8 protein-coding genes are annotated in these 13528 nt (G+C 45.2%); all 8 read left to right on the plus strand.

Translation table 11 applies throughout. The features are described from left to right. Positions 1–282: hypothetical protein (locus tag WKI49_00305; protein MEJ7620941.1), on the plus strand; the 282-nt coding region annotated here is incomplete at its 5' end. Positions 283–292: 10 nt separating this feature from the next. Continuing rightward, the gene (rplJ, locus tag WKI49_00310) at positions 293–829 is read left to right on the plus strand and encodes a 50S ribosomal protein L10 (GenBank protein MEJ7620942.1); all 537 of its coding nucleotides are present in this window, start codon (positions 293–295) and stop codon (positions 827–829) included. Between the two features lie 12 nt (positions 830–841). Beyond that, a complete protein-coding gene (gene rplL, locus WKI49_00315) occupies positions 842–1231 on the plus strand; it encodes a 50S ribosomal protein L7/L12 (protein MEJ7620943.1) in 390 nt (129 codons plus the stop codon). Positions 1232–1364: 133 nt separating this feature from the next. Further along, entirely contained in the window at positions 1365–5768 is a 4404-nt protein-coding gene (locus WKI49_00320) for a DNA-directed RNA polymerase subunit beta (protein ID MEJ7620944.1), read from the plus strand. Beyond that, positions 5768–10465, plus strand: coding sequence for a DNA-directed RNA polymerase subunit beta' (rpoC, locus tag WKI49_00325; protein MEJ7620945.1), 4698 nt, complete (start codon positions 5768–5770; stop codon positions 10463–10465). The genes WKI49_00320 and rpoC overlap by 1 nt, the downstream gene beginning before the upstream one ends. 24 nt (positions 10466–10489) lie before the next feature. Beyond that, on the plus strand, positions 10490–10897 hold the full coding sequence (rpsL, locus tag WKI49_00330; protein ID MEJ7620946.1) for a 30S ribosomal protein S12: 408 nt from the start codon (positions 10490–10492) through the stop codon (positions 10895–10897). Continuing rightward, positions 10897–11379 carry a 30S ribosomal protein S7 gene (gene rpsG / locus WKI49_00335; protein MEJ7620947.1) on the plus strand — a complete coding sequence of 161 codons (483 nt, stop codon included), beginning with the start codon at positions 10897–10899 and terminating at the stop codon, positions 11377–11379. The genes rpsL and rpsG overlap by 1 nt, the downstream gene beginning before the upstream one ends. Before the next feature lie 10 nt (positions 11380–11389). After that, positions 11390–13474, plus strand: coding sequence for an elongation factor G (gene fusA, locus WKI49_00340; protein ID MEJ7620948.1), 2085 nt, complete (start codon positions 11390–11392; stop codon positions 13472–13474). Positions 13475–13528 lie beyond the last annotated feature (54 nt).

Genomic DNA, 13528 nt, shown 5'->3' on the forward strand with positions numbered 1-13528 from the left:
ACGAACAAGAGGATAGAGGATGTTAACAAAAGGATAGACGACCTTATGAACTTCCTTTGGATACTTGCGGGTATTTTTTCTGCCATAACCGCAGTTACAATAGGTTTTGCTTTGTGGGATAGGAGAACTATGGTAAGACCCTTTGAGGATAAGGTAAAATCTATGGAGAAGGACATACTTGAGAACAAGGAAAAGGTCCAGAAGCTCATAGAAACCCTTCGTGAACTTGCGAAGGAAGATGAGAAGGTAGCAAGACTGCTCAAGCATATGAACTTAATGTAGGAGGTCAAAAATGAGAAGAAGTTGGGAAGAGAAGGGTAAGCTAATAAGCTCATATGCGGAGAGAATACAAAGGTCAAATCTTGTGATATTTTTTGACTTTACTGGCATTGACGCTCAGGCTATTACAAAACTCAGAGCGGACTTAAAGGATGCGGAAGGAGAGATGCTTGTGGGTAAAAATACCCTTTTTTACAGAGCCTTTATGAACACAGTTATGGTAGACCACAGGGAAGTCTTTGTTGGTCCTACCGCCTTCGCCTTTGCCTACGGTGACCCTGTTAAGATTGCAAAGATTCTTTTTGACTTTATGAAGGAACTTGACAAGGAAAAGCCCCTTTCTAAGATAAAGGGTGCATACATGCAGGGAAGGTTTTTAAAGCCTGCGGAGGTGCAGGCTCTTGCGGAGCTCCCACCCAAAGAGGTGCTTATTTCCAAGCTTATGGGGGCTATTCAAGGACCCATATACGCCCTCGTTATGGCTCTCAAGTCTGCACCTCAAAAGCTTGTGCTTACACTTAAAGCCATAGAAAAGAAAAAATCTCAATAAGGAGGTATAGACATGGCAACACTTACCATTGACGAAATAGTCGAAGCCATAGGCAACATGACCTTGCTTGAGGTGGCAGAGCTTGTTAAAAAGCTCGAGGAGAAGTTTGGTGTGTCCGCCGCTATGGTAGCTGCAGCACCTGTGGCAGCAGCTGGGGCACCTACTGCGGGAGCACCTGCTGCTGAGGAGAAGACAGAGTTTGATGTTATCCTCAAGTCCCCTGGGGCTAACAAGATAAACGTGATAAAGGTGGTGAGAGAGATAACAGGGCTTGGACTAAAGGAAGCAAAGGACCTCGTGGAGGGTGCTCCAAAACCCGTCAAGGAAGGCGTTTCAAAGGAAGAGGCAGAGAAGATAGCTGCAAAGCTCAAGGAGGCTGGTGCGGAAGTAGAGATAAAGTGAACTTGATTCTCCCATGGGATGGTTTTATGAAGCTTTTCCCCCTGCACATGCAGGGGGTATTTTGTTTTAATGTTGACTTTAATTAGGCAATCATGTATAATTATATGCTTATCCTACGAAGAGGGTTGAAGACATGAGGAAAAATATGCCCTTACCAAGAAAATTCTTCGGTAGAAGGGAAGAGTTTGTTAGCCCACCATACCTTCTTTTCCTCCCAAAGGAGTCCTTTGAGTCTTTTATACAGTTCTACACTCCACCCTCTCAGAGGGAGCAGAAGGGTCTTGAATATGTGTTTTCCACCTCCTTTCCCTTTGTAGACCCTGACGAAAAGATAATTCTTGAATACTTAGGTTACGAAGTAGGAGATTGGGAGTGTAATAGGTGTGGCTATAAGGCTTACACAGACCAAGGCTTTTTGGGTGGCTATGGTGTAAACTGTCCAAAATGTGGAACTTTGCTGGTCCTTAAGGAAAAGTATACAGAAGAGGAATGCAAAATAAAGGGCTTTACCTACTCTATGCCTCTTAGGGTTATGGTAAGGCTAAGAACTAAGACCAAAAAGGGTGAAAGGGTGGGAGAGCCCAAAAAGGTCTACTTTGGCGAAGTGCCTATGATGACCAAGACTGGCTCTTTTATCATAAACGGCAGTGAAAGAGTAGTGGTGAACCAGCTCATACGCTCTCCGGGTGTGTTCTTTGAGGAGAAAGAGGAGCGTCAAAAGGATACCACTATAATCCGTATGATATATAGGGCAAGTATTATACCTGACAAAGGACCAAGAGTTGAGTTTGAACTTTCAAGCACCACGGATATACTTTCTTCAAGGATAGACAAGCGTAAGGTGGGTGGAACCTTTGTCCTTAGAGCCTTGGGTCTTGAGACCGCATACGATATACTTAAACCTTTCTATCCAGATACAAAAGCCTTTTTCGTGCAAAATGGAACAATATTTGACAAAGATACGGGCGAAGAGTATAAGTTGGAAGACTTAGAGAGCTTTTACCTTTTTGCAATCCTTCGCTACAGAGCAAAGCTGGAAGAAAAGGGTATTGAAGAGGAGATACTTGAAGAGAGGTTTATTGAGGAAATTGACCAGCTTGAAAGACTTTTGAAAGATGAGAGGATAAAGATAGACCTCATATCCGCAGTTCCAAAGGAAAGTGCGGTAAAGAGTCCGTATGGTAAGATACTCATAGAAACCTTAATAGCGGAAACCGCTCCAAAAGACAATGACAAGAAAAGTCCACTCAAGATACCTGCAAGGTTTACCCTTAGGGACATCGCTCTTGTGGACATATACAAAAAGCTCAGGGCAGTAGAGCCCATGGTAATGGAGCTTGAACATCTTATAAGCAGAGCAAGGGCTCACTTTGACCTATACTTTAGAGACCTTACCAGATACGACCTTTCAAAGGTGGGAAGGGTAAAGCTCAACGCAAAGGTCCACAGGATTCCAAAGGAGCTAAAACCTGCAGACTTTGAAAGACTACCAAGCCTTCCACCTCTTGCCCTTGCGGAGGATGTGGGTAGTTTCAAGGCTGGGACTTTGATAACCCAAGAAGTGCTTTCTGAGGTCTTTAAGATAAAAGATAGCGTAAGGGTAAAAGACTACACGGAAGGTCAAGCGAGGTTTCTCAGCGCCCTTGACCTTGTAAACACAATAAAGTATCTTATAAACCTCAGATACGGAAGAGAGAAAAAAGACGATATAGCTTATCTTGGCAACAGAAGAATAAGGGCGGTGGGTGAGCTCTTGGAAAATCAAGCGAGAATTGGCATAGCCAGAATGGAAAAGTTCTTCAGAGACAGGTGCACTGTCGCAAACCCAGAAGACCCTAACCTAAAGCCTCAAGACCTTCTAAACCCCAGATACCTAACCAGCGCCCTTTACGAGTTTCTAAAGGGTGGTACGCTTTCTCAATACCTTGACAATACGAACCCACTTTCCTCTCTCACTCACAAGAGAAGGCTATCCGCACTGGGTCCTGGTGGTCTAACCAGAGAAAGTGCCAAATTTGAGATAAGAGACGTGCACCCCTCCCACTACGGAAGGATATGTCCCATTGAGACGCCAGAAGGTCAAAACATAGGTCTTGTAACTTCTCTAACCGTATACGCTCAAACTAACGAGTATGGTTTTATCGTCACCCCCTATAGGAAGGTGGAGAATGGAAAGGTTACCGACAAGGTTGAATATCTTGCTGCATATGAGGAGGAGAACTTTGTTATAGCTCAGTATACCCCAACCGATGAGGAGGGTAGAATCCTTAGTGATAGGGTCTATGTGCGATACAAGAACGATATACAAATAGTAAGGCCAGAGCTGGTCCACTATATGGATGTTTCTCCAAGACAGGTTATATCCGTATCCGCATCTCTCATACCTTTCCTTGAGCATGACGATGCTAACAGGGCTCTTATGGGTTCTAATATGCAAAGGCAGGCGGTTCCTCTCATATTTACCTCTTCACCTCTCGTAGGCACTGGTATGGAAAAGAAGGTTGCTTTTGACAGTGGTGCGGTAGTGGTAGCAAAAAGAGGTGGTGTGGTAGAAGAAGTGGACTCCAAGAGGATAATAATAAGGGTTAACCCAGAAGAGATAAACTTTGCAGACCCTACTGATATTGGCATAGACATCTATGAGCTCAAGAAGTTTGAAAGGACTAATCAAAATACCTGTATAAATCAAAGACCTCTTGTGGTCAAGGGTCAAAGGGTAAGCAAAGGAGAGCTACTTGCGGATGGTCAATCCACCTTTAGGGGAGAGTTAGCCCTTGGTAAAGATGTGCTGGTCGCCTTTATGCCATGGAGAGGATACAATTTTGAGGACGCTATCGTTATATCCGAGAGACTTGTCAAAGAGGACGTATACACTTCCATACACATAGAGGAGCTTGAGGTAGAGGCAAGGGAAACGAAGATAGGTAATGAGGAGATAACTCGTCAAATACCAGGTGTCCCAGAAAGACTACTTTCCCATCTTGACGAGTTTGGCATAGTAAAGGTGGGAACTTACGTAAAGCCTGGAGATATATTGGTTGGAAAGGTAACACCCAAGGGCGAAGCTCAGCTCACACCCGAAGAAAAGCTCCTCCAGGCTATATTCGGTGAGAAGTCCAGAGACGTTAAAGACACTTCGCTTAGGTGTCCGCCGGGCGTAGAGGGTGTGGTGGTGGATGTGAAGGTCTTTGTGAAAAAAACTGGAGAGAAAAGGAACTACCTTGCGGAACATGTGGAAAGGATTGAAAGGGAAGAGCTGGAAAGGGAATTAGAAAAGAAGAAGAGCCTCATCGTTGAGGGTAGGAACAGAATGGTAAAGGCTTTGGTGCTTGGTAGGAAGTTGGATAAGGAGATAACCGTTAAGAAAAAGGTATACAAGGCGGGCACTGTGATAGATGAGAAGGTTTTTGAGGAGCTACTGAACTATATAATAACCAAACCAGAAAACCTTTTTGAAGATGAAGAGCTATGCAAGAAGATAAATGAGCTAAGGGAAAGGACACGCTTCCAAGTGGATATGCTTTCACGCATCTACGAAGAGAAAATGGAGTCTATAGGAAAGCGTAGTGAGCTACCAGCGGGCGTTCTCGCTCTCGTAAAGGTATACATAGCACAGAAAAGGAAGATAAAAGTGGGAGACAAAATGGCGGGTCGTCATGGAAACAAGGGTGTTATATCGGTAGTGCTCCCTGTGGAGGATATGCCTTTCCTTGAGGATGGAACTCCCGTGGACATTGTGCTAAACCCACTTGGTGTGCCTTCTCGTATGAACGTGGGACAGATATTGGAAACACACCTTGGCTGGGCTTCCAAAGAGCTTGGCAAAAAGCTAAGGGAGCTTATAGAAGAAGGAGCGGAAAGGCAAGAACTCATAGAATTTCTCAAGAAGGTATATGCGGTGGGCGATGTGAAAGGTGAAAACCAAAAGTATGTGGAAGAGTTTCTACAAGCTCTTGACGAAGAGAGCTTTAAGGAGGTGATTAACCTTTATGCGGAGAGGGGTATACCTATGGCAACTCCCGCCTTTGAGGGTGCAAGCGAAGAACACATAAAGGAACTTCTCAGGATGGCAGGGCTTCCGGAGGATGGGAAGACTGTCCTTTACGATGGAAGAACTGGAGAACCCTTTGATATGAGAGTCACGGTTGGATATATGCATATGCTCAAACTTATACACATGGTAGATGACAAAATACACGCTCGTAGCACTGGTCCTTACTCCTTGGTTACTCAACAGCCTCTTGGTGGAAGAGCGCAGTTTGGAGGTCAAAGACTTGGAGAGATGGAAGTTTGGGCTCTGGAGGCTCACGGTGCAGCACACACCCTTCAGGAAATGCTTACCGTTAAGTCCGACGACATAGAGGGAAGGACAAAGGTTTACGAATCTATTGTCAAGGGTAAATACATATATCAACCTGGAGTGCCAGAGTCCTTTAGGGTTCTTGTGCGTGAACTAAAGGCTTTGGGGCTTAACGTAAGATGTGAAAACGGGGCTATAATGCCCTGTGACCAGATAGATATTGAGGAGGAGCAGTGATGAGAAAAGGGCTTTTACCCTTTGAAAAGATAAAGCTTATGCTTGCCTCTCCGGAAGAGATAAGAAGGTGGAGCTACGGAGAGGTAAAAAAGCCAGAAACTATAAACTACAGAACTCACAAACCTGAAAAGGATGGTCTTTTCTGTGCAAAGATCTTTGGTCCTATAAAAGACTACGAGTGTCTATGCGGAAAATACAGGGGTAAGCGTTATGAGGGAACCATATGCGATAGATGTGGTGTGGAGGTTACAAGGTCTTACGTAAGACGTGAAAGGTTTGGACATATAGAACTGGCAGCTCCTGTAGCTCACATATGGTTTCTAAAAAGCACTCCTTCAAAGATAGGCACCCTTTTGGGTCTTTCTGTCAGGGATGTAGAAAGGGTCATCTACTTTGAGTCTTATCTTGTTATAGAGTATCCTATGAACGAGGAAGAAGAAAAAGCCTTTGCTCAACAAGAAGACACCATCCCTCTCAAAGATGATATGGGTAATACAAAGTTTGTAAAGCTACATGTGGTGGAAGAGGAAGTCTACAACGCACAGTTTGCAACCAGTTTGGAGCATAAGTATGAAGGGGGTATGGGTGCGGAGATAATAAAGAAGGTGCTCGCTTCTCTTGACCTTGAAGCCTATGCCAAAAAGCTAAGAGAAGAGATAAGACCTTATAGTTTGGGCTATGAGGACCTCTCTGAGGAGTTATACAACAAATACAGAAAGCTATACGAGCGCATGGTTAGGGTGCTTGCAGAAGATTTCAGGCTATACAGCGTTGACATAAAGGTTCCAGAGAGTGCAACTCTTGAGCAGGTGCTACATGAAATTATATGTGGCAATCTTTATCTCAATACGGATACAGGAGAGATTTCAGAGGAACCCCTTGAAGGCTTTATGACTGGTAAGGAAGCCATCCAAGCCTATTATGAAAAGGCTCGTCAGAAAAGGAAAGACCTACCAGTCTTTGAAAAGATAAAGGGTGATATAAGGAGTGCGGTTCTTAAAGAGGTCTCAGAATCAAAGGTCAAAAAGGTCCTAAGAGTCCTCAAGCTGGTGGAGGACTTTATAAAGAGTGGAAACAAGCCCGAGTGGATGATATTGGAGGTGCTTCCTGTTCTTCCACCAGAGCTAAGACCTCTTGTTGCCCTTGACGGTGGAAGGTTTGCTACCTCAGACCTTAATGACCTCTACAGGAGGATAATAAACCGCAACAACAGGCTAAAGAGACTTATAGAACTGGATGCACCGGAGATAATCATAAGGAACGAAAAGAGGATGCTTCAAGAGGTGGTCTCCGCCCTTATTGACAATGGAAAGCGCGGAAGAGTGGTGACCCAAAATGGAAGAGCTCTAAAGTCCCTTTCCGACTACCTCAGAGGTAAACAAGGACGCTTTAGACAAAACCTACTTGGTAAAAGGGTGGACTATTCTGGTCGTAGCGTTATAGTGGTAGGTCCAGAGCTTAAGATGCACCAGTGTGGTCTTCCAAGGATTATGGCTCTTGAGCTCTTTAAACCTTTTGTCTATAGAAGGCTTGAGGAGAAGGGTTATGCGACCTCCATAAAGAACGCCAAAAAGCTCGTAGAACAGAAAACTCCAGAGGTGTGGGAGTGCCTTGAGGAAGTGGTAAAACAGCATCCTGTGCTTCTTAACCGCGCACCAACATTGCACAGGATGTCTATTCAGGCTTTTGAGCCAGTGCTTGTGGACGGCAAAGCCATACAACTACACCCCCTTGTTTGTCCACCCTTCAATGCGGACTTTGACGGCGACCAAATGGCAGTGCATGTGCCCCTTGGTATAACCGCACAGCTGGAAGCTTACATACTCATGCTCTCCACCCAAAACATTCTCTCACCGGCACACGGTAAGCCCATCACCATGCCTTCTCAGGATATGATCTTAGGTGTCTATTACATGACCCAAGAGGTTCCTGGTGTAAAGGGTGAGGGTAAGCTCTTCTTCAGCAGGGAAGAGGTTCTTCTTGCCCTTGAGAATAAGAAGGTAGATATGCACGCACGAATAAAGCTCAGGCTTGAAGATGGAAAGCTTATTGAAACAACCCCCGGTAGAGTTCTCTTTAACAGCATACTGCCAGAGGGTCATCCCTTCGTAAACGAACCCTTAGACAAGAAGAAAATCTCCAAGCTTATAGCTAATATTTACAATAAGTATGGCACGGAGAGGACCGCACAGTTTCTTGATGACCTTAAAGATTTAGGCTTCAACATAGCCACAAAGGCTGCAGTATCCATAGGTATAGAGGACTTGCAAATACCCGGTGTAAAGAAAGACATACTTAAAGAAGCTTTTGAGCAAACAGACGAAATTGCGGAACTGCACAGAAAGGGCATAATAACCGCAAAGGAGCGTTATAACAGGATAATTGACCTTTGGTCGGAGATAACAGACAAGGTCTCAAAGGCTATGTTTGAGGAGATAGAAAAGAGCACGAGAAAGGAAGGAGATAAGGTCTACACGGGCATTTTCAACCCCATATACATGATGGCAAACTCTGGAGCTCGTGGAAACAGAGACCAAATAAGACAGCTCGCTGCTATGAGGGGTCTTATGGCAAAGCACACGGGAGAGTTCATAGAAACGCCTATTGTGTCCAATTTCAGAGAAGGTCTTTCTGTGCTTGAGTATTTCATTTCCACTTACGGTGCAAGAAAGGGACTTGCGGACACAGCTCTAAAGACCGCCTTCGCAGGGTATTTGACCAGAAGGCTTGTGGATGTGGCACAGGATATAACCATAGTGGAGAAGGACTGCGGAACCCACAGGGGCATTGTCATGGAAGCTATAGTGGAAGGTGGCGAAGAAAAGGTTTCTCTCAAGGACAGGATAATAGGAAGAACCCTCGCAGAGGATGTGATAGACCCATACACGGGAGAGGTTATAGCCAAGAGAAATCAGATAGTGGACGAAGAGCTTGCAGACAAGATAGTGCATGCTGGGATAGAAAAGGTAAAGGTTAGGTCTCCTCTCACTTGCGAATCTCAGTATGGTATATGTGCCATGTGCTATGGATGGGACCTCTCTCAAAGGAAGTTAGTGGACGTGGGAGAGGCGGTAGGAATAATCGCCGCACAGTCTATAGGAGAGCCTGGAACTCAGCTTACCATGAGAACCTTCCACATAGGCGGTGCTGCGGTGGCAGAAAGGGTAAAAGGTGAGCTTTACAACGAAAAGCAGGGAACAGTCAAATACTACAACATAAAACTTATCACAAACAGAGAAGGCAAAAAGATAAACATCTCCAAAGACGGAGCTATTGGAATACTTGACGCAGAGGGCAGAATGGTGGAGCGTCATGCGGTGCCGTATGGTGCCAGCATACTGGTAGAGGAAGGAAAAGAAGTTTCAGAAAATACCCTATTGGCTGAATGGGACCCCTTCAACACCTTCATCATAGCGGAAGAAGGAGGAAGGGTTGAATTCAAGGATATAGCCCTTGATATTACGGTCAAAGAGGAGAGAGACCCACTTACTGGTAAGACCTCCACCGTTGTCTCCTTTACAAGACCCAAAGATGCCATGCTTCACACTCCAAAGATAGTGGTCCATACAGAGGATGGAAGAGAGATATCCTACGACCTTCCTGTAAATTCCATACTAAACGTGCCAGAGGACAAGTTGAGCTTTGAGTGGATGGTGTGTCCCACCTGCAGTGAGTCCGAAGGCACAGAGATACAACACAAGTATTATGTGGTTAAAGACTATGTGGTTCAACCTGGAGATGTGCTGGCACGTATTCCAAAGGAAATGGCAAAGGTGCGTGATATCGTGGGAGGTCTCCCAAGAGTGGAAGAACTCTTTGAAGCAAGAAGACCCAAGAACCCAGCAATACTCACAGAGATTGATGGTATTGTAAGGATATTTGAGGATGCGGACGAAGTATTGGTCTTTAACCCAAGGACAGGAGAAACCAGAAAGTATGATATAAGGAAAGACGAATACATCCTTGTGAGCCACGGACAGTTCGTGCAAAAGGGAACAAAAATAACAGATCGCATAGAAGCGGAGATAGAAGGACAAGTAAGGATAAAGGGTAGAGGCTACAGGATTGTGGTCTACAACAAGGAAACAGGGCTTCAAAAGGAATACTTTGTGCCTAAGGGCAAACACCTACTTGTAAAGAACGGTGACTCTGTAAACGCAGGAGATCCCCTCACCGATGGCACACCTGTGCCAGAGGAAATACTCAAAATAAAGGGTGTAGAGGAGCTCCAGAGGTTCCTACTCAAAGAGGTTCAAATGGTCTACAGACTACAAGGCGTGGATATAAACGATAAGCACTTTGAGATAATAATCCGTCAAATGCTTAGGCGTAGGCGTATAGTGGACCCAGGGGACAGCAGGTTCTTGGTAAACGAAGAGGTAGAAGTAGAAGAGCTACAACGAGAGGTGGAAAGGATACGAGCGGAAGGTGGCAAGATACCAAAGGCAGAGCCCATACTTGTGGGTATATCAAAGGCTGCACTCACATCAAGGAGCTGGATTTCTGCAGCATCCTTCCAAGAAACCACAAAGGTGTTAACCGATGCAGCCTGCGAAGGTAAGGTGGACGAGCTAAGAGGCATAAAGGAGAATGTTATCATAGGCAATCTCATACCCGCAGGAACAGGTCTGTGGGAATATGCGGAGATAGACGTGCTTGAGGAAGAGGAGGCAAAAGTTCTCAAAGATGTGCTATAATAATCAGCTTAGGAGGTTTAAGGTATGCCTACCATAAACCAGCTTGTAAAACAAGGTAGGGAAAAGAAGAAGAAAAAGAGTAAAGCACCCGCTCTTCAGGGTAATCCACAAAAGAGGGGAGTTTGTGTAAGGGTATACACGGTTACTCCCAAAAAGCCTAACTCCGCTCTAAGGAAAGTTGCAAGAGTAAGGCTATCAAACGGCATTGAGGTAACCGCCTACATACCTGGTGAAGGACACAACCTCCAGGAGCACTCCATAGTCTTGGTAAGAGGTGGAAGAGTAAAAGACCTTCCCGGTGTTCGTTATAAAGTTATAAGAGGTGCACTTGACGCTGCAGGTGTTGCCAATAGAAGACAGTCAAGGTCCAAATACGGCGTTAAGAGACCAAAAGCAGGTCAACAAACACAGGCAAAAGGAGGTAAGAAGTAATGCCAAGAAAGGGTCCTGTTCCCCCAAGAGAAATCCCTCCAGACCCAAAATATGGCGATGTGTTAGTCCATAAGCTTATCAATAAGGTAATGAAGGATGGTAAAAAATCCGTGGCGGAGTGGATAGTCTACACCGCTCTTGAATCCGCCGCAAAGGAAGTAAACATGCATCCCGTGGAGCTTCTTCATAAGGTGGTGGAAAAGCTAAAACCCGAGTTTGAAGTGCGTCCCAGAAGGGTAGGTGGTGCAACCTATCAAGTTCCCATAGAAGTCCCTCCAAGAAGGCAAATAAGCCTTGCTATCAAATGGCTGGTGGAAGCTGCAAGAGAAAGACCAAGGCACAGAGGAAGTTATACCATGATAGAAAGATTAAAAGCGGAGCTCTTGGATGCACTAAACGAAAGGGGTGGTGCCATAAAGAAGAAAGAAGATACTCACAAGATGGCGGAAGCCAACAAGGTTTTTGCACACTTTAGATGGTAAGGAGGAAGTCATGCCAAGGCTTGTGCCCATAGAAAGGCTCAGAAACATAGGAATAGTAGCCCATATAGATGCAGGAAAGACTACAACCACAGAAAGGATACTCTACTACACGGGTAAAACCTACAAAATAGGCGAAGTGCACGAGGGTGCTGCCACGATGGACTGGATGCCCCAAGAGAGGGAAAGAGGTATAACCATAACTGCAGCAACCACCGCCTGCTACTGGAAAGACCACCAGATAAACATCATAGACACCCCTGGTCACGTGGACTTCTCGGTGGAAGTGGTCCGTTCCATGAAGGTTTTGGACGGTATTATCTTCATCTTCTCTGCGGTGGAAGGTGTTCAGCCTCAATCAGAAGCCAACTGGAGATGGGCGGACAGGTTTGGAGTGCCAAGAATCGCCTTTATAAACAAATTAGACAGGCTTGGTGCGGACTTTTACAGGGTTCTTGGTGAGATAGAGAAAAAGCTAAGCATTAAGCCTGTTGCGATACAAATACCCATAGGTGCGGAAGACCAGTTCAAAGGCGTGGTGGACCTTATGGAGATGAAGGCAATAATCTGGCTTGAGGAAACTCTTGGTGCCAAGTATGAAATAGTGGACATACCCGAAGACCACATGGAAAAGGCTCAAGAGTGGCGTGCCAAGATGATAGAAACCATAGTGGAGAAGGATGACGAGCTTATGATGAAATACCTTGAAGGGGAGGAGATAGCAAAGGAAGACCTAAAGAGGGTCCTCAGAAGGGCAACTATAAACAGAGAGCTTGTTCCCGTCCTTTGTGGTTCCGCCTTCAAAAACAAAGGTATACAACCCCTTCTGGATGCGGTTATTGACTATCTCCCCTCTCCCCTTGATGTTCCACCTGTGCGTGGAATAAACCCCAAAACCGGTCAAGAAGAAGAAAGGAAGCCATTGGACGAAGAGCCCTTCTGTGCATACGTCTTTAAGGTTATGAGCGACCCATACGCAGGACAGCTTACCTACTTTAGGGTGTTTTCCGGTAAAGTTACTGCAGGTTCTTATGTATACAACGCTACAAAGGACAAAAAGGAAAGGGTTGGAAGACTTCTACTTATGCATGCCAACTCCAGAGAGGATGTGCAAGAAGCCGCTGCTGGTGAGATAGTGGCAGCGGTGGGTATGGATGCGGTCACAGGAGATACCATCTGCGATGAAAAGTTCCCAATACTCCTTGAAAAGTTAGAGTTTCCAGAGCCAGTTATATCTATGGCAATAGAGCCTAAAACTAAAAAAGACCAGGAGAAGCTCTCTCAAGTGCTTAATAAGTTCATGAAGGAAGACCCCACCTTCAGAGCAAGTGTAGACCCAGAAACGGGTCAAACCCTAATACACGGTATGGGAGAACTACACCTTGAGATAATAGTGGACAGAATGAAGAGGGAATACGGCATAGAGGTGAACGTGGGTAAGCCTCAAGTTGCCTACAAGGAAACTATAAAAGGTAAAGCGGTTGCAGAAGGAAAGTTTATCCGTCAGACGGGCGGTAGAGGTCAATATGGACACGTGGTTATAGAAATAGAACCCCTTGAGAGAGGACAAGGCTTTGTCTTTGAAAACGCCATAGTGGGTGGAGTAATACCCAAAGAGTTTATCCCTGCGGTTGAAGAAGGTGTAAAAGAAGCTATGCAAAATGGTGTTTTAGCAGGCTTCCCCGTGGTAGACGTCAAGGTAAAACTCTTTGACGGCTCTTACCACGAAGTAGACTCCTCAGATATGGCTTTTAAGATAGCAGGTTCTCTTGCCTTTAAAGAGGCAGCAAAGAAGGCAGGGCTCGTGCTCCTTGAACCCATAATGGAGGTAGAGGTGGAAACCCCTGAAGACTATGTGGGTGATGTTATAGGTGACCTAAACTCAAGAAGGGGTAAGATTGTGGGTATGGAAAACAAGGGTGTAATAACCGCCATAAAAGCTTATGTGCCTCTTGCGGAGATGTTTGGCTATGCAACCACCCTTAGGAGCTTGACACAAGGAAGAGGAACGTTTATAATGAAATTTTCTCATTATGATGAAGTTCCCCAAAGTATAGCGGAGCAAATAGTTGGGGAAAGAACAGCAGTAGCAAAATAAGGAGGTAAGGCGATGGCAAAGGAGAAGTTTGTAAGAGAAAAGGAACACGTTAAC

The organism is Aquificaceae bacterium (assembly GCA_037722135.1).
In the GTDB taxonomy this organism is placed as follows: domain Bacteria; phylum Aquificota; class Aquificia; order Aquificales; family Aquificaceae; genus Pampinifervens; species Pampinifervens sericum.